The 17,645-nt window shown below is 44.6% G+C and carries 15 protein-coding genes; 6 read left to right on the top strand and 9 right to left on the bottom strand.

Translation table 11 applies throughout. The features are described from left to right. Nucleotides 1-145 precede the first annotated feature (145 nt). Entirely contained in the window at nt 146-652 is a 507-nt protein-coding gene (locus EPX21_RS06275; protein ID WP_134088813.1) for a TlpA disulfide reductase family protein, read from the top strand. Here EPX21_RS06275 and EPX21_RS06270 read toward each other — a convergent pair. The 4 genes from EPX21_RS06270 to EPX21_RS06255 form a co-directional block, all read right to left on the bottom strand. After that, on the bottom strand, nt 645-1,703 hold the full coding sequence (locus EPX21_RS06270; protein ID WP_134088812.1) for an ABC transporter ATP-binding protein: 1,059 nt from the start codon (nt 1,701-1,703) through the stop codon (nt 645-647). The genes EPX21_RS06275 and EPX21_RS06270 overlap by 8 nt on opposite strands. Before the next feature lie 114 nt (nt 1,704-1,817). Then, nucleotides 1,818-2,687: a PorT family protein gene (locus tag EPX21_RS06265; RefSeq protein WP_134088811.1), complete on the bottom strand. Its 870-nt coding sequence runs from the start codon at nt 2,685-2,687 to the stop codon at nt 1,818-1,820. A 230-nt stretch (nt 2,688-2,917) separates the two neighbouring features. Next, complete coding sequence (locus tag EPX21_RS06260; protein ID WP_134088810.1) at nt 2,918-3,652, bottom strand: hypothetical protein; 735 nt, start codon at nt 3,650-3,652, stop codon at nt 2,918-2,920. Further along, entirely contained in the window at nt 3,633-4,199 is a 567-nt protein-coding gene (locus tag EPX21_RS06255; protein WP_134088809.1) for an RNA polymerase sigma factor, read from the bottom strand. The genes EPX21_RS06260 and EPX21_RS06255 overlap by 20 nt, the downstream gene beginning before the upstream one ends. A gap of 309 nt (nt 4,200-4,508) precedes the next feature. Between EPX21_RS06255 and EPX21_RS06250 the strand changes: the two genes are divergently transcribed. The 4 genes from EPX21_RS06250 to EPX21_RS06235 all read left to right on the top strand — a co-directional run bounded on the left by EPX21_RS06250 (nt 4,509) and on the right by EPX21_RS06235 (nt 11,569). Further along, a complete protein-coding gene (locus tag EPX21_RS06250) occupies nt 4,509-5,606 on the top strand; it encodes an Ldh family oxidoreductase (protein ID WP_240768557.1) in 1,098 nt (365 codons plus the stop codon). 123 nt (nt 5,607-5,729) lie between these two features. Continuing rightward, nucleotides 5,730-6,896, top strand: coding sequence for an efflux RND transporter periplasmic adaptor subunit (locus EPX21_RS06245; RefSeq protein ID WP_134088808.1), 1,167 nt, complete (start codon nt 5,730-5,732; stop codon nt 6,894-6,896). A gap of 52 nt (nt 6,897-6,948) precedes the next feature. After that, complete coding sequence (locus EPX21_RS06240) at nt 6,949-10,110, top strand: efflux RND transporter permease subunit (protein ID WP_134088807.1); 3,162 nt, start codon at nt 6,949-6,951, stop codon at nt 10,108-10,110. Beyond that, a complete protein-coding gene (locus tag EPX21_RS06235) occupies nt 10,103-11,569 on the top strand; it encodes an efflux transporter outer membrane subunit (protein ID WP_134088806.1) in 1,467 nt (488 codons plus the stop codon). Before EPX21_RS06240 ends, EPX21_RS06235 begins: the two co-directional genes overlap by 8 nt. Nucleotides 11,570-11,859: 290 nt before the next feature. Here EPX21_RS06235 and lepB read toward each other — a convergent pair whose 3' ends face one another. From lepB to EPX21_RS06210, 5 genes are all read right to left on the bottom strand, one after another. Next, entirely contained in the window at nt 11,860-13,284 is a 1,425-nt protein-coding gene (gene lepB / locus EPX21_RS06230; RefSeq protein WP_134088805.1) for a signal peptidase I, read from the bottom strand. Nucleotides 13,285-13,448: 164 nt separating this feature from the next. Continuing rightward, entirely contained in the window at nt 13,449-14,189 is a 741-nt protein-coding gene (gene dapB, locus EPX21_RS06225; protein WP_134088804.1) for a 4-hydroxy-tetrahydrodipicolinate reductase, read from the bottom strand. Between the two features lie 71 nt (nt 14,190-14,260). Beyond that, entirely contained in the window at nt 14,261-14,962 is a 702-nt protein-coding gene (locus EPX21_RS06220) for a DUF5683 domain-containing protein (protein ID WP_134088803.1), read from the bottom strand. After that, nucleotides 14,962-15,891 carry a ParB/RepB/Spo0J family partition protein gene (locus tag EPX21_RS06215; protein WP_206106017.1) on the bottom strand — a complete coding sequence of 310 codons (930 nt, stop codon included), beginning with the start codon at nt 15,889-15,891 and terminating at the stop codon, nt 14,962-14,964. The genes EPX21_RS06220 and EPX21_RS06215 overlap by 1 nt, the downstream gene beginning before the upstream one ends. After that, nucleotides 15,891-16,685, bottom strand: a complete 795-nt coding sequence (locus EPX21_RS06210; RefSeq protein WP_134088801.1) for a ParA family protein — start codon at nt 16,683-16,685, stop codon at nt 15,891-15,893. Before EPX21_RS06210 ends, EPX21_RS06215 begins: the two co-directional genes overlap by 1 nt. A gap of 299 nt (nt 16,686-16,984) precedes the next feature. On the opposite strand from EPX21_RS06210, the gene EPX21_RS06205 reads away from it, so the two are divergent. Further along, complete coding sequence (locus EPX21_RS06205; RefSeq protein ID WP_134088800.1) at nt 16,985-17,506, top strand: NADPH-dependent FMN reductase; 522 nt, start codon at nt 16,985-16,987, stop codon at nt 17,504-17,506. The last annotated feature ends 139 nt before the right edge of the window (nt 17,507-17,645 follow it).

Raw genomic sequence — 17,645 nt, 5'->3', positions numbered from 1 at the left:
GTCAAGTAGTAGAATAGAAATTAGTAGCAGTGGCGGTAGCAGTCTTACATCTTAAGCCCTACACCTTATAGCTTATAGCGACAGTCGCATGCACTATTGTAATTCATCTTCTTTTTCAATATGTTTGCTAACAGATTTTTAGCAAATGAAGTATATTTTCCTTTTTCTGGTAAGCTTTCTACCGATATTTTCCCAGGCACAAGATCAACAGGAATGGTTGGTTAAACTAGGCGATAAAGCGCCTGATTTTTCCTTCACGCTCGCCGACAGCAGCTTGAAAAAGTTGCACGATTATAAAGGAAAAGTAGTGTTGATCAACTTTTTTGCCACTTGGTGTCCGCCATGCCGAAAAGAGCTGCCACGCGTTCAACAGGAAATATACGACCGGTATAAGGCTAACAAAAACTTTGAACTTTTTGTCTTCGGCCGCGAAGAGAACTGGGATAAACTTCAGCCGTTCATTGAAAAAACAGGCTATACTTTTCCTATCCTACCGGATGCAAAGCGAGAGATATTTTCCAAATACGCCAATAGTGGCATTCCAAGAAACGTCGTTGTAGATAAAGAGGGCAACATTATCTACTTGTCGCTCGGCTATACAGAGGCGGAGTTCGACAAGCTATTAGCGCTCCTAGCCGAAAAACTTAATTAAGCGCTTTGTATTTTAAGATCTCGATGGGCACCACTTGTCCGACTTGATAGCGATTGGTGGCTTTATTAATGCACCGTAACTGAAGAGCTTCACGGGATAGTATAATTTCTTCGTAGAAACCTTTGAAGAGAATACCTTGGACTGTAAATAAAGTCCCTTCTTCTCCTATACCTATTTGTATCCACTCCGGATGAACAATGACTTCTTTGGCCTGTATTTCGGGCAACAGCTGGGCTATTTGCTTTTCCGATAACACATTACTCTTTGCCAGTAGCTTGGCAGCATAAGCATTGGGCGGATTATTGTATATTTCTTTCGGACTCCCCACCCCCATCAATCTTCCGTCCTGTAAGATAAGCAAGGCATCGGATAAAGCCAATACCTCGCTCGGATCATGCGACACCATAATCACGGTGAGTCCGATTTCGTCAACGATTTTCCGGATATCCTGCTGTAGCTGATCGCGGAATGAAGCATCGACCTGATTAAAAGGCTCATCCATCAATAAAACCTGTGGCCCAGTTACCAAAGCCCGGGCAATGGCCACCCGCTGCTTCTCACCTCCGCTCAGATCGGCAATGCGTTGCTTCGCTAGCCGCAATATCTTCAGACTGTTTAAAGCGATCTCTGTTTTATCGTGTTTCTCCTGTAAATTTGTGTTGGATAAACGGGAGGCTACATTGTCCCACACGTTGGCATAGGTATTTAGATCATCAAAGTGCTGGGAAACCAATCGCATCGCTTCGTGCCCCGGAATCAATTTATCATCCGGCCCGGGAACCTTCCAACCTTGGAAACGAATTTCACCCTCATCGGGACTCAGCAGCCCGTATATCAGGCGCAATAACGTACTTTTCCCGCTTCCGCTCTCTCCAATAATCGCTGTAATCTTACCCTGCTCGATACCAAAAGACATCTCCATTAAGCCCAGACTGTCGGGTTTATCGGAAAACCGCTTGGATAGATTATCTACCTGTATATAGGCTAGCCCTTGTTTTTGCGTATCAGAAGCAATAAAATCGCAAGAAGAGGTATTTGTATTGTTTGCCATCAAAAAAACGTACACTTATAGTGTAAACGCTTCGAAGATAAAAAAATTTTAGGCATTTCATGAACTATAGGTCGATCGTGCCCACGGCTGATCGACCTATAAAAGCGAAAGTTTTTAGAAGAAGAACATCAAGCCGAAGGACATATTCCGTAAGCCTTCTTGTTGCGGGCTGTTTTCGAACATATCGTTAAAATAGTACTTCGCGTACAAACCGACCCATTGATAGCCTACCCGTGCAAAAGCGCCGTAACGGAATTTAGCATAGTTAAAATCGTCCTTTACCTTCCGTTTTCCCTCTTCATCGCTCTTGAATTTCTGACTTCCGCTCAGTAAGAAGCCACCGATCGGGCCATAAGCAATACGCAGGTCGCGGTCCAGGCCTAGTCGATGTTCAAATGTGATCGGTATTCTCAAATAACTGGAGCTAAAGCGATTCTTGCTGTAATTTATGTCCGATTCTGTATAACTCAGTGGCGTCGTATTGCGATCGAAGATAATATTATTTTGAAGGCGGATATGTGTCCAATCAAAGCCTGCCGACAGAAACAATCTAAACTTTTCATTAAAACGATAGCCAAATTGGAATACGTCAAAACCTACGTTGATTGTTTTCCAAGTTCTGTTTTTAAGGAAGTCGTTCTCCGGACTCAAGGTAAAACTACCGTTATCCAACAAGGTGGTAAGGCCTAAATCAAAACGGGCAAAGGTCACCCCTAATATTACCTTGGGCTTCTGTTTCAAAAAGTCGGCACCCTTGCTTTTCTTTAAACTGTCGCAGGGATTGCAGCGCTCTACTTCTACGATGTTATCACCATCGGAGCTCCACTTAATGGTAAGCTTCCGCTTCTTTTCCGTCTTGACGGTATCCATATTCGTTGTGTCGACGACGGCCTCGGCGTTGAACAAATTACTGGAAGCGCCATAAGCCTGCACACCGCTTGTCAGCGCAAAAAAGGTTAAACTGCTTAATAAAAAATGTTTCATCTGTAAATAATTTTAATTTTTATCCATCGGTCAGATGGAGCTTACCATGTTTAAATCCCGAAGGGTTCATGAACACAAATTGTGATTTAAAATCCGTGACCAAATTCACAATTCCCCCCTGTGATAAAAATGAATCTAAACATGGATGGTTCATATATTGCTTGTTGTTAATTTCCTTAGTTATCGAAGAGACCTCTTCCGATTTTACAATCCTTTTGCATGAAAGCTTACTACAACCTAATTTTAATAGCCTTCAGGTCAACCGCAACCTTTAAAGTCCCTTCGTCGTCGCTCGCAAAAGACAACACTTTCTCTTCACCATGCCCCACAGACCTTACTACATAGTTCAATATCTCATCCACTCCAAAGCTCTTCTTTTCTCTTAATTTGAAGGACTTATCAGACAGGACTGGTGTTTTAACCAAAGAAAGTTGCACATGGCTTGGCGAGCCATCGCCGCGCTCATACGAGGGAGCCTCCACGGCAAAGACCTCTTCTTCGATGACTGGTCTGCGTAGTTCCACATGCTCCGCTTCGGCCGCCCGACTTTCAAGTGCGATTGCCGCTTGCTCTTTACGGCGAACATTCGATGCATAATCGTATGATTTGGAGGCTTGGCGATCATCCACTATATCACCGCTCTTTGTTTCCAAGCGTACTGACGCCTTTGCCTCCTCTTCTTTTACTTTTTTATCTATCACTTCTTCTTTCGCACTTAAGTACACCACCTCCGATGTCGGACGAACATAATACATGCCAAGTCCTATTAAAACCGCGACAGCAGCCGCTACGCGCAGCCAAGTGAATGTATTTTTTCTTTTGGCACGGCCTGCTATAGGCATCATCGGGTTCTCATCCAACTGTTCCGCTATACTCGACCATAAGTCGTTGGGAATTTTCGGCTCAAAAGATTCGAACTTCTCCCGAATCCCCTTATCAAAGGTTTCATCCGGCATACGATCCATAATTACCCCCTCTTTCTAACATGACTAACTTACTTTTCAACCAAGCTCTTGCTCGCGACAATTGCGATTTCGAAGCACCTTCACTTATATTTAATGCTTCCGCGATCTCTTTATGCGAATAGCCTTCAATCGCATACATATTAAACACCATCCGATAACCGTCGGGCAGTCCCTGAATTAGGCGCAGCAGATCACGTACCTCCAGTGCGTCCATATCAAAAGTTTGCTGTTCTTCTTCAAAGATCTGATCAACACTTATCACCTGTTGCAAGCGTTTATTTTTACGAACGGTCTCGATGGCCGTGTTAACAAAAATTCTTCGTAACCATCCTTCAAAGGAGCCCTCGCCCCTAAAGCCCGGTATACATTGAAACACCTTTATAAAGCCATTCTGCAGTATGTCTTCTGCTTCGGCTTCCGACCCAGCATAACGCAAGCAAATATGGAACATCTTTGACGCGACTGCTCGATATAAGGATTCTTGCGCCTTGCGTTCTCCTCGTTGGCAGCCGTCCACTAAATCATCGATGGTGTATACTTGCTTCAAATGACGTTCCTTTTTCTCTTAGATGTCGAGAACCCGGAAAAGGTTGCATGCCTTTGGTAATTTTTTTTCTCTTGCGGGGCGATTAAGTAATTTTTATGGTTGGTTCATTAAGCAGTAGTCGCAGCAGTAGCGGATGCTTTCAACCCTTGACGACTAACAACAGGCAACTAACAACGACTATGATGATGTGATAATATGAGAACGATTCAAGGCCTCGCCGAGCAGATGCTGTCGAAGACTGATAGCTGATAGCTAAAAACAATTTATTAAGTTTGCGGAATACGAAAACAAACAGAAAACGCAAAGCATTTGGAAAAGACCCACATTAGCATTAAAGAAGCTGATCTACGCCAATTTACGGAACAAGTATTTTTAGCGATTGGCTGTTCCACCGAACACGCAAAACTTGCTGCTGACGTATTAATTCAAGCCGATTTAAGAGGCATTGATTCTCATGGAACGGCAAGATTAAGTGGATATGTCCGTCTATGGCAGAAGGGGAGATTAAACCCGTCCCCTCATATGCGTATTGTACACGAAACGCCTACTACAGCTACCGTGGACGGCGATCGCGGGTTGGGATTGGTGGTTGCTCCCTATGCTATGAATATAGCCATCAAGAAAGCGAAAGAATATGGCTCCGGATGGGTGGCTGTCCGTAATTCCAATCATTTCGGTATTGCCGGATACCATGCTTTGTTGGCGGTAGAACAAGACATGATCGGCTATGCCATGACCAACGCCAGTCCGCTTGTAACGCCCACCTTTAGTAAGGAACGCATGTTGGGAACCAACCCAATGTGTTATGCCTTTCCGGCAGGAAAATACCCTCCTGTTGTAATAGACATGGCAACTTCTGCCGCAGCCAACGGCAAACTCGAGATTGCACAACGAAATGGACTGCCGATACCGGAGGGATGGGTACAAACGAAGGAGGGCGCCCCCTCCATAGACCCCTATGAGCTGAAAGCAGGCGGCGCATTGCTACCCTTGGGTGGCGACCGCCTTCACGGCAGCCATAAGGGATTTGGCCTGAGTGCCACAGTCGATATATTAAGCGCAGTCCTTTCAGGCGCCAACTACGGACCTTGGGCTCCGCCTTTCGTTGCTTACTTAGATCCGCATCCGCAACCCGTAGGCGAAGGTTTGGGCCATTTTCTGGGCGCTCTCCGTGCTGATGGGTTTCGCCCTATCGATGATTTTAAACAGCACATGGACAACTGGATCAGCCGGTTCAAAACAGCAGAACCGATAGATAAAGCGCAGCCAGTAATCATTCCCGGTGAACCGGAGCTAGCGGCTTCCGAAGAGCGAAAAGCAAAAGGAATCCCGATTGTGAAGAGCGTATTGGATGATTTGCTTGCCCTGGCAAACGACTTAAAAATATCGGCACTCGTGACGGATTGAAGTTTTCTGGCATTAATTCTGAAACAAATTGGTTCAGCTATACGCCTTTGTAAAATGAATTGTCGAAGCACCTTTAATTAAGAAACAACGACAGGTTTAGCTACTAAAACATAAAAAATATCAATGATTATTAAAGCACATAAAATCACTAATTCTCTTTTAACGCTCAGTGTAAGCCTTTTTTTACTAATAACCGCCAGCAGCTGCCATTCGGGCTCATCGGATACGAACGGTGACAACAGCAAACTTTTAAATCTACCCGTTTTTATGGTGGATACCGGAACCGCTTTAACCGAACGCGACTATCTGGGAACAATAGAAGGAAAAGTAAATGTAGAAATCCGTCCACAGGTTGAGGGTATTCTCGAAAAGATTTATGTGGATGAAGGCTCTTATGTAAAACAAGGGCAAAATCTTTTTAAAATCAACGAACAACCCTATTTAGAAGCACTAAAAAACGCCGTTGCTGAGGAAACCGTTGAGAAGGCTAAAGAAAAGAATGCGCGGCTGGAAGTAGAAAGTTTAAAACCGCTGGTAGAGAATGAAGTCATTTCAGATGTTCAGCTCCGTACGGCCCAAGCCAACAACGAGGTTGCCAAAGCATCGGTAGCGAAAGCAGCGACAGCAGTCGCAACTGCCAAAATAAATTTAGATTTTACCAATATTAAAGCCCCTTCCAGTGGCTATATCGGACGGATTCCCAAGCGCATCGGAAACCTGGTTACCAAAGGCGATTCCCAACCGCTCACGGTTCTTTCGGATACGCGCGAAGTATACGTCTATTTTTCCATGAGTGAGGCCGACTTCCTCCACTTTGCCAAAGGAGGAAGATCTAACGACTCAACGGTCAATAACGACAAGCTGATTCCTTATGTCCGCTTAATATTGGCAGACGGCACAGAATACGCAGAAAAGGGAATCGTCGATGCAATCGATGGTCAGGTAAACCGAACAACCGGAGCAATCTCGCTCAGAGCTTCCTTTCCAAACCCACATGATGTGTTAAGACAAGGAAATACCGGTACCCTGAAAATGGAAGAACGGAAACCAGGCGTACTACTCATGCCTCAAGTGGCGGCCATTGAACTACAAGACAAAACATTCGTCTACATTGTCACGCCCGACAATAAGGTGAAAATGCGGGCTGTTGTGCTCGACGGAGTAAGTGGGCCAAATTATATTGTAAAAGATGGATTGAGACCCGGCGACCGTGTTGTACTGTCTGGTTTCGACCGACTTGAAGACGGATTAGCGATCAATCCGCAGCTGCAGAATGCCAAACGTAGTTAGCAATCGCTTATTCAGAAACCCTAAATAAACTCAATTAACGAGAGGAAAAACTATGTTAAAAACGATCATAAGCAGGCCCGTTCTTGCCACAGTTATATCCATTTTATTGGTTATGCTGGGCATTGTCGGCATGCTACAGTTACCTGTTACCCGCTTTCCCGAGATCGCTCCCCCCAGCGTGAGCGTCACCTTATCATACCCAGGGGCAAACGCAGAAACCGTTGCCCAAAGTGTTTTATTACCAATTGAAGAAGCTATTAATGGAGTCGATAACATGACCTATATACGGTCGACCGCCAGCAATACTGGGTCGGGCAGTATCAATATCTTCTTCAAAGCTGGCACTAACCCTGATCAGGCGGCCGTCAATGTACAGACGCGTGTATCAAGAGCCGCCAGCCAAATTCCGGCAGAAGTAAACGAGGCGGGTATCAGCGTCATGCCGAAGCAAAATGGGGTGATCATGACCATGAACATTTTCAGCGACCACCCCGAAACGGTATACGATGAGACCTTTTTACAGGCCTATGCACAGATCAATATTAACCGGGAACTATTAAGGGTGCCGGGTGTTGCCGCTATCAGTCGTATTGGAGCACGCGATTATTCCATGCGTACATGGCTTAATCCCGAGAAACTAGCATCCTATGGTCTGGTACCTCAAGACGTAATCGATGCGATCAAAAACCAGAACTTTGAGATTGCGCCCGGTAAATTCGGAGAAGCCTCTGATGAAGTTTTCGAGACGGTGCTCAAACACCGCGGTCGCTTCAGCGATCCGGAAGATTACGAGAACCTGGTTATCAAAACCAATGAAGATGGATCCGTGCTCTACCTAAAAGATGTAGCGCGGATAGAATTCGGCGCTTCTAACGTGGGGTCGGACAATAAAGTAAACGGCTTTCCGGGATTAACGATCAATATCGTTCAAACCAGTGGATCGAACGCCGTGGAAATTGATGGGGCAATAAGGAAGGTAATGGAACGCCTACAGGCTTCCTTCCCAGAGGGTATCAAGTACGAAATCACCTATAGTGTGCGTGATCAAATCGACGAATCAATTAGCCAAGTAAAGCATACACTTTTTGAAGCTTTCTTCCTGGTCTTTATCATCGTATTCATTTTTCTACAGGATTTTCGCTCCACACTCATTCCTGCTATTGCTATTCCAGTATCTTTAGTAGGTACCTTCTTCTTTCTCTTGCTGTTTGGCTTCTCCATTAACGTTTTGACGATGTTTGCTCTCGTACTGGCTATTGGTATCGTGGTAGATGATGCGATTGTCGTTGTGGAAGCTGTTCACCAAAAAATGGAGCGAACCGGTCTATCGCCGAGAAAAGCCACCCTCTCTGCCATGAGCGAAATAACAGGCGCTATTTTATCTATTACGATGGTGATGGCGGCTGTATTCCTTCCGGTCGGTTTTATGGAAGGTCCTTCAGGGTTATTCTACAAACAGTTCGCCTACACCCTTGCCACCGCTATTCTTATTTCCGCGTTAAATGCGCTTACATTAAGTCCAGCACTATGCGCTCTCTTGCTGAAGAACACCCACCACGACGAGAAAGAAAAGGAGCTTAAGGGTAACAAATTCGCACAATATTCCCGGCGGTTCTTCGACGGCTTTAATGTTGCGTTCGATTCCTTAACGAACAAATATATCCGTTCACTGAACTTCCTTTTACGCCGAAAATGGTGGACACTGCTAGTACTTGCCGCTCTTTCGGCCGGTGGTGTCTTTTTGATGAACAGAACTCCTTCCAGCTTTATTCCCACGGAAGATGACAGCTTTGTTACTTTCTCCATGTCCATGCCGCCGGGCGCTTCATTAGCCAGGACAACAGAAATTTTACAGAAAGCCGACAGCATGGTTAGAAGACGCGAGCAAATTGCGGGGATGACCACTATTTCCGGTTATAATGCCATTGACGCTACCGCCAGCCCCGCTTTTGCCGTTGGATATATTAATCTAAAAGAGCACAAGGAACGCGGCGACATCAAAGACATCAATGCGTTTATGGACAGCATTCGAGCGGACCTCGCCACGATCAGTGAGGCCTCCTTCAGTGTGTTTCCACGCCCTACGGTCCAGGGATTTGGTGATTTCAGCGGATTGGAGTTCGTGCTACAAGACCGCTTAGGCGGAACCTTCGCTTCCTTTAGTAGCGTAGCCGATAAATTTATTCAAGAACTTCAAAGAAGGCCCGAAATTGAAACTGCCTTTACACCCTTTAAAGCGAATTTTCCTCAATATCAATTGGAGGTTGATTTTGTGAAAGCACAAGCACTGGGCGTTCCGGCCAAAGAACTCATGACAACGATACGTGGATATTACGGACGGGTACAAGCGGGCGATTTTAGTCGATTTGGAAGGCAATACCGTATTTACATGCAGGGCGATGCTCGCTTCACCAATAATCCGGAATCCTTTAAGTCCATTTTCGTTCGCAATAGCAACGGCGATATGGTTCCCGCCAATACGCTGATCAAACTACGGAAAGTGTTCGGCCCAGAAACGGTAAATCGGTATAATCTTTTCAATGCAATAGCTATCAATGCAACGCCGGCAGCCGGGCATAGTTCCGGTGACGCAATGAAAGCGGTGGACGAAGTAGCCGAAAAAGTGTTGACTGCGAACTACAGCTACGAGTGGACGGGCATGAGCCTTGAAGAGCGGCAAAGTAGCGGACAAACCGCGCTGATATTTACCCTTAGTATTCTATTCGTGTATTTTCTGTTAGCCGCGCAATACGAAAGCTATATTTTGCCGTTCGCCATCTTGCTTTCCGTCCCTGTCGGCCTAGTGGGTGTTTATACCGCTGCAAATGCAGCTGGACTTGAAAACAACATCTACGTACAGGTAGGTTTAATCATGCTTATCGGTCTGCTTGCTAAAAATGCGATCCTGATCGTCGAATTTGCGGTTCAACAGCGGAAATCGGGCTTATCGATTTATGACGCAGCTATTGAGGGGGCACGCCTGCGATTACGACCCATTTTAATGACCTCACTCGCTTTTGTGGCCGGGCTAATTCCCTTAATGTGGACCGTCGGCCCGTCCGCCCAGGGAAATCACTCCATTAGTATTGGCGCTGCCGGCGGGATGCTATTTGGCGTAAGTGTGGGCGTGTTTGTAATACCAGTTCTTTATATGGTTTTCCAGCATTTTGACGAAAAAGTAAAATCGAAAATGATTCAAGAAGAAGATGAGTAAGAGATATAAAAATATAAAAACCGCCGGGCTAACCGTCATTTGGCTACTCCTCGGCAGTATACTACTAAATAGTTGTAAAGTGGGCAAAGACTACCGGCGCCCGCACCTCAATCTACCGGAAAAGTACCGCGATGAAATCACTCCCACAGATTCCGTTGGCATTGGCAACATCTATTGGCGCGATTTTTTTGTCGACACGACACTCCGGCAAATTATTGATACAGCCATCGTTTACAATTACGATATGCGCAAAGCCTTGAAGAACATTCAGATCGCCAATCAACGCGTTTTTCAGGCAAGGGCCGAATTTTTACCCGACGTCAATGCCACATTGGCCGGTGTAAATAGACAATATAGGTCTGAAAACTTTTATTCCAACCCTTCTTCTAAATACTATGAAACCAAAGGAAAGGACGCCCCGGAGAATATGTATGACTACACCATGCAACATATAAGCGGCATCGGTTTAAGTTGGGAGCTCGATATCTGGGGAAAAATCCGCCGAATGAATGAGCGTACATTGGCCGAGTATCTACAGACCTACGAAGCACGTAAGCTCCTGCAAACGCAGTTGGTAGCCAATATCGCTGAAGGCTATTATAACCTGCTGATGTTAGATGCACAGCTGGAAGTTGCCCGGCGAAATTTACAGCTGACAGACAGTACACTGCGCATCGTTAAATTACAACGCGATGCAGGGCAGGTTACGTCGCTCGCTATTCAGCAAACCGAGTCGCAGCGCCTTGCCGCACAGTCGTTAATTCCGCAGTTAGAGCGACAAGTGGTTGTTCAGGAAAACACCTTAAAAGCGTTAGCAGGTCAGCTGCCGGATAACATTGAAAGAAGCTCCTCGCTCACAGACTTCCTCATCGAGGATTCGGTTTCAGTAGGTATTCCGCTCTATATGGTGAGTCACCGGCCAGACGTGAAAGCGGCAGAGCTTGCTTTGCGCGCAGCCAATGCCAATGTAGGCGTTACCCAGGCTTATCAATACCCGATGTTGACGATAGAAGCGGAAGGCGGGGTGAATAGCATGTTATCAAAAAACTGGTTTAAAATTCCCGGATCGCTGTTTGGCAGCATTATAGGAAACCTCACAGCTCCCGTATTTAATAAACGGAGAATAAAGACCGATATAGAAGTAGCAAAGCTTGAGCGAGATAAAGCAGAACTGGATTTTCAGCAAGTGGTATTGGATGCGATCAATGAAATCACCAACACACTGATAACATTCAAAAAACTACAGGAAGAATACGATATTGCGGAAAACCGTGTAAAGGTCGCTCAGCTAGGTATTAAACAGGCGGGGCTATTATTTAAGGCCGGCTACGCGACATATCTGGAAGTAATTACTGCCCAACAGAACGCCATCGATAGTGAACTTGAACTCGTTAGTCTCAAGCAGCAGTTACTCCTTGCTCGGGTTGAATTATATAGAGCATTGGGTGGAGGAGCATAGTGTTCGTTATTAGTTGTTAGTTATCAGTATTAAACCCAGAATCCGCATTAGCTCATGAACTGCAATGAAATGGATGTTTTGGATCATTCCCTTTCGTTTTAATTCCTAACGCGTAATCTGGGTTAAAAGGGATTCCGACGTAACCAAAGGAATGACCTGTAACTTAAAACATATAATTTGTGGCTTCTTGTGTTTTATAAAAAAGGGGGTGTCTCCTATGTTTATTGCAAGCAATGTAGGAGACACCCCCTTATGTCCAATAAGGATGAACTTGTCAACGGGTAACCAAGTTAATGGATTCCCATGAAAATGCGGTTCCACCGTATTTTGTCTAAGAAAGACCCTTTATCATCCAGGCTCAGCCATACAAATAATGCTTTGCCGACGATATGGTCTTCAGGAACAAAACCCCAAAACCTAGAGTCTAAGGAGTTATGTCGATTATCCCCCATCATCCAATAATAATTCATTTTGAAGGTATAGTTTGTCGCTTTGGCGCCATTTATATAATAACCGTCGCTCTTTTCTTCAAAGGTATTACCTTCATAAACAGTAATAGCACGTTCATACAAAGGAACGGTCTGCTCGTTCAACTGAACGGTCCAACCCTGATGGGGCACGATAATGGGGCCATAATTATCGCGGTTCCAATCCGACCCTTGCGGAAATATATCTTGCGTAGGTTCCGGCGTTCCTTTCGGATAAATAACCGGCTTTACTTCCTTTATATTTGCCCATCCTTTAATTGTATTAGCAAGGGAAGGCGTAAGATAGAAAACATATTGATTCGGTTGTCCGGTTGGTCCCCCATCGATGCGCATATCATTGATACGATCGGGGTTCACATCGGTTCCGTCCGTTATCACCTCATACATAAGCTGTCCTTCAACCGGCGTATGCCCCTTTTTGCCATTTACGTAAACCTGCGTATTAACAATAGAAATCGTGTCGCCCGGTATACCAATAGCCCGCTTTATATAATTTTCACGTTTATCCACCGGCCGATTAAACGGCGCATCGGCTTCCATGGGATAATTAAATACCACAACATCATTGCGTTTGATCGGTTGCAAGCCCGGTAATCGACGGTAGTCCATCTCCAATCCCTCCCAATAAGCCTTGGTACCGGTTACTGGCATGGTATGGTGCGCAAAAGGAAAGGCAATCGGCGTCATTGGCAGGCGTGGCCCATAGTTTATTTTACTTACAAACAGAAAATCGCCCGTAAGGAGACTGCGTTCCATAGAGCCTGAGGGGATCATGTACGCTTCTATTAAAAATGTTCTTATCAAAGTCGCCGCTACAACAGCAAAGACGATGGCATCTGCCCATTCCCTGGTTGCAGATTTCTGGTATGGATATTTTTTCTTGAATTCCTCTGTAGCCGATGGTCCCCAATAGGTTACCTTTTTGTCGGCTCCCCACAAAGGGAATACGATAAAAGGAACCACAATAGTCCCTACTTGGTCGAGAAAAGACCTTCGACCAAAGCTTCTAACAAAGTCAATATATAAACCGATACCAATAAACAGATTGATGATTGGTATAATCAATAAGATTACCCACCACCAAGGTCTGCCGGTAAGCTTTGTAATAATGTATTCGCGATAAAACGGTACGAGCGATTCCCAACCTGGTCTGCCTGCCTTTATAAACAGTAACCATAAACCAATCTGGGTGCCCAGAAAAAATACCACTAGAAAAGCTATTAACATGCCGTATAAAATTCAAAAGTCAAAATTAAAAAGTCAAAAGTCAAAAGCCTGCCTCCCCGAGGGATAGCCTGCCTACCGAAGGGATGGTCAAAATTAAAGAACCTGCTAGCCCTAAGTGTTTAGTATTTTACGCTAAACTAGTACCTAAAGCCTGACAGCTAAGCCTATCCAAAATCAAACATATCCGTTACCGAGTAAAAACCTTTTTTACCCTGCAACCATTCGGCGGCAATAACCGCCCCCAAAGCGAAGCCTGCGCGGCTGTGTGCCGTATGTTTAAATTCAATCTGATCTACCTCCGAACTGTACAACACGGTATGTGTACCGGGCACTTCTTCAATCCGGTGGGATTCGATCAACAATTGGTTCTTTTTCGGTATGAGTTCTTCCCCCTCACCTACTAAATTGTTTACCCATTCGGTTTTATCATCAATATGATCTAAGATGCCTTCAGCGATGGTAATGGCCGTCCCACTCGGCGAATCCAACTTTTGTGTATGATGAATCTCTTCTACCTGAACGTCATATTGCTTATAGGGTCGCATCGCTTTAGCTAATAATTTATTAATGTAGAAAAACACATTAACGCCAATACTGAAGTTAGACCCATATAGTAATGTTTTGTTACCTGTTTTACATTTTTCTTCTATTTCCGCCAGATGATCATACCAACCGGTCGTGCCGACAACCATAGGCGTGTTCGCCTCCAGGCATAAGTAGATGTTCTCGAGAGCTCCTTGTGGGGTACTGAAATCGATGGCCACATCAATATCCGAGAAATCTTCAGCAACAATTTCATGACGGTTTTTTTTGTCGACAATCAATGTGACGGTATGACCTCGCTCGGAGGCGATTTTCTCTATTATACGGCCCATTTTACCGTAACCAATCAAGGCAATATTCATTATATCAGTGCTATGTGTTTAGGTTTGCAATATACGATTTTACTTAAAAACCGTAAATCCAGCAAATGTTGTTACTTCACAGAAAAGGTAGCCTTTAATCCGACAACCGGCGCCGAGCGGTAAGCGAGCATTCCCGGCGCTTGTATCAAGGTGGGGCGAATATTGAAGGTCAGGTCATCGCTCATGTCATAACGCTTGAACTTAGCATCGATGTAGGCGTCAATGACATTTAGGGCATACCATCCCACAGTGAGCAAGACAGTCAGATCACGATTTCGCCGATAAAAGTCTTTCGCCCCAATTAACCATTCCGTACTTACATTCTGCGGGTACTTCGGATTTTCGTTGAGTCCTTCATTTTCCAACCGAAAACGCACTTCCTTTAATGTCTCGCTATAGTTGTTCTGCGCAAAAACAAAAGAATAGCCGAGACCGCCGAAACCGGCCCAAACGATTGGTGCTTTTACGTAGCCCCAGCCCCCATTGAATAGCTGCCCCCAGCCCGGCAAAATTAACGAGCGGCGAACGGCTTTTTTGGTCAAGGCCTCTAAAGCCAGGCGTGCGGAATCTTTATAAATGATGGGTTTCTGCTCTTCTTGCTGCTTCTCTCGACCTCTGCGTTCCTTTGTAGACACATTAGCGGTGTCGGTCATATTGAAACGATCTCTGCTGATATCGTCGGGTGTCCGAATGCTATCGGGCACTTGGGCTATCGCAACAGAACAGGCCATTGCAAAAACAACGAGTGGAAGGAGCAACCGAAATAATATCATTACCAATCTAATAATTCCAGAATTCGGCTCAGGTCGTCTTCCGACATAAACGGAATTTCGATCGAACCTTTTCCGTCCTTACTTTTTACGTTGAGCTTGACTTTTGTAGAAAATTTGGAGGCCAAGTCGTCCTGGATTTTTTGAAACTCAAACGATAGTGGTTTCTCTTTCGTATTAAGCTTCGTTTTATTCTTGTTCGCACTATCGTTCACCAATCGTACAAGCTCTTCTACTTTACGTACAGATAGGCCTTTTTCAATAATTTCCTGGAAGATATACAGCTGCTTATCAACGTCCGTCACGTTAATCAACGCTCTGGCGTGCCCCATACTCAATTTCCCATCGCGGATGGACGCTTGAATAGCGGGTGGCAATTTGAGTAATCGCAGGTAATTGGTAACGGTAGAGCGGTTTTTACTTACCCGATCACCAAGTTCTTCCTGTTTCAGGTTACACTCATCAATCATCCGCTGAAAACTTAATGCAACTTCAATGGCATTCAAATTCTCGCGCTGGATATTTTCGATCAGGGCCATTTCCAGCATTTGCTGGTCGTTTGCGGTACGAATATACGCAGGAATTTCCGTTAGACCTGCGATCTTAGACGCTCTTAAACGTCGTTCGCCGGAAATTAGCTGGTAATTTCCGCTACCAACTCTGCGTACCGTAATGGGCTGTATCAATCCCTGTACCTTAATGGAATCCGCCAATTCGTTTAAGGCTTCCTCGTCGAAATCTGTCCTCGGTTGAAAGGGGTTAACTTCTATCGCGTCGACTTTAATATGGCTAACCGATCCAGGAGGCACATCCTTACCTACTATTTCTGCTGTTGACTGATGATGGGCAGCTGCTTGCTTTACAACTTCATCTGTATCATTCAGCAGCGCACTTAAACCTTTTCCTAATCCTGTTTTTCGCTGTTGCGCCATTATATCTTTGCCTCCTGTTGCTCTTTCTGTAAACCGTTTTTAATTAAAATCTCTCTTGCCAAATTTAGGTAATTAATCGCTCCTTTTGAGTTGGCATCGTGCATAATAACCGAAATCCCGAAACTGGGCGCTTCACTTAGCCGCGTATTCCGCTGAATAATGGTATTGAAAACCAAGTCTGTAAAATGCGACCGCACCTCTTCGACCACTTGATTAGACAAACGCAAGCGAACATCATACATCGTCAGTAAAATCCCTTCAATTTCCAGATTCGTGTTCAACCTATTCTGAACGATTTTAATCGTATTTAGCAGTTTACCGAGCCCTTCTAAGGCAAAGTATTCACATTGAACCGGAATAATGACGGAATTGGCAGCCGTTAGCGCATTGATGGTAATGAGTCCGAGTGATGGTGAACAATCAATGATAATGAAATCATAATCGTCAACCACCTGCCCAAGGACCGATCTCAGTTTATATTCCCGGTCGTTCAAATTGATCATCTCGATCTCAGCACCTACCAGATCAATGTGTGCCGGAAGTAAATCCAAGTTAGGCGTTTCAGTTTTCTGAATAGCCTCTCTCGGGTCTAAATCATTGATAATACATTCATATACGCTTGATTTGATCGCCCGCGGATCGAAACCTATACCTGAAGTTGAATTAGCCTGAGGGTCCGCGTCCACTAATAGTGTTCGGTACTCTAATACAGCAAGACTCGCTGCTAAATTGATTGAGGACGTGGTTTTACCCACCCCTCCTTTTTGATTGGCTAACGCTATGATTTTACCCATTGTTAAGTTATAAGTCCTAAGTCATAAAAACAATTCGCTTAATGGACCACCCTGCTTTGCTGTCACACCTGTCCATTAAACTGGGATGATTACATAATAGTGTGTTTGCCGGTACTTTATATGAACAAATTTGCCCGTCTTCCCGAAAAAAACCCTCATCCTTTCTTATCTATTTATTGAAAAACACGTTTAATTAGTATATTCGCAGTTTTACAACACCTTAAACAAGGTTGCTAAGATACAAAATTTACACAGCTTAAAAACCAGAAGGGGTTCAGATTTTACACATATTATTAACAATGATTACAATTATAGCTGGCACGAACCGCAAGGACAGCTACTCACTGAAAGTGGCAAAATATTACCAAAAGCAGCTGGATCTGAAGGGATACGGCTCAGAGGTTATTTCGCTTGAATCGTTGCCGGATAACTTTATTGTAAGTGATCTTTATGGTGCCAGAAGTGATGCCTTTCAATCTATACAAGACCGCATTACGACTAGCACCAAATTCGTTTTTATTGTCCCGGAATATAACGGAAGCTTTCCAGGTGTCCTGAAGACCTTTATTGACAGCTGTTTGTTCCCCGATAGTTTCGTAGGAAAGAAGGCCGCTTTAGTGGGCATCAGCTCCGGAAAATACGGTAACATCCGTGGAGTAGAGCATTTCACCGGCGTCTGTCATTACCTTAATCTTCATACACTCCCGCTGCGCATTCACATCCCTTATATTAAACAGGAGTTAAACGATGAATTGGACTTTTTTAAAGAAGATACCCTGCGCTTCACGGATCAACAGATAAGTGCGTTTATTGCTTTTTGAACCGAAGGCTTTAAAGGGTTTAAGGTGTATGCAGTAGGAAACAGGGGGTAAGGAATTGTTGTCTTGTCCTGATATAGGTTGACAGTTTATTATTTACAAACTGACAAGCATGATGGCGAAATTACAGAGAATGACCGTT

Origin of the sequence: Olivibacter sp. XZL3 (assembly GCF_004368405.1) — a bacterium.
Taxonomy (GTDB): domain Bacteria; phylum Bacteroidota; class Bacteroidia; order Sphingobacteriales; family Sphingobacteriaceae; genus Olivibacter.
Note: the sequence above shows the minus strand (reverse complement) of the source record. Positions and strands in the feature narration are given on the sequence as shown.

What these genes read in the sequence shown, in the direction of transcription:
- lepB (WP_134088805.1), bottom strand. Translation starts at nt 13,284, where the DNA reads ATGTTAATAGCTTTTCTAGTGGTATTTTTTCTGGGCACCCAGATTGGT.
- EPX21_RS06240 (WP_134088807.1), top strand. Translation starts at nt 6,949, where the DNA reads ATGTTAAAAACGATCATAAGCAGGCCCGTTCTTGCCACAGTTATATCC.
- EPX21_RS06220 (WP_134088803.1), bottom strand. Translation starts at nt 14,962, where the DNA reads ATGATATTATTTCGGTTGCTCCTTCCACTCGTTGTTTTTGCAATGGCC.
- EPX21_RS06275 (WP_134088813.1), top strand. Translation starts at nt 146, where the DNA reads ATGAAGTATATTTTCCTTTTTCTGGTAAGCTTTCTACCGATATTTTCC.
- EPX21_RS06245 (WP_134088808.1), top strand. Translation starts at nt 5,730, where the DNA reads ATGATTATTAAAGCACATAAAATCACTAATTCTCTTTTAACGCTCAGT.
- dapB (WP_134088804.1), bottom strand. Translation starts at nt 14,189, where the DNA reads ATGAATATTGCCTTGATTGGTTACGGTAAAATGGGCCGTATAATAGAG.
- EPX21_RS06215 (WP_206106017.1), bottom strand. Translation starts at nt 15,891, where the DNA reads ATGGCGCAACAGCGAAAAACAGGATTAGGAAAAGGTTTAAGTGCGCTG.
- EPX21_RS06265 (WP_134088811.1), bottom strand. Translation starts at nt 2,687, where the DNA reads ATGAAACATTTTTTATTAAGCAGTTTAACCTTTTTTGCGCTGACAAGC.
- EPX21_RS06235 (WP_134088806.1), top strand. Translation starts at nt 10,103, where the DNA reads ATGAGTAAGAGATATAAAAATATAAAAACCGCCGGGCTAACCGTCATT.
- EPX21_RS06210 (WP_134088801.1), bottom strand. Translation starts at nt 16,685, where the DNA reads ATGGGTAAAATCATAGCGTTAGCCAATCAAAAAGGAGGGGTGGGTAAA.
- EPX21_RS06270 (WP_134088812.1), bottom strand. Translation starts at nt 1,703, where the DNA reads ATGGCAAACAATACAAATACCTCTTCTTGCGATTTTATTGCTTCTGAT.
- EPX21_RS06260 (WP_134088810.1), bottom strand. Translation starts at nt 3,652, where the DNA reads ATGGATCGTATGCCGGATGAAACCTTTGATAAGGGGATTCGGGAGAAG.
- EPX21_RS06205 (WP_134088800.1), top strand. Translation starts at nt 16,985, where the DNA reads ATGATTACAATTATAGCTGGCACGAACCGCAAGGACAGCTACTCACTG.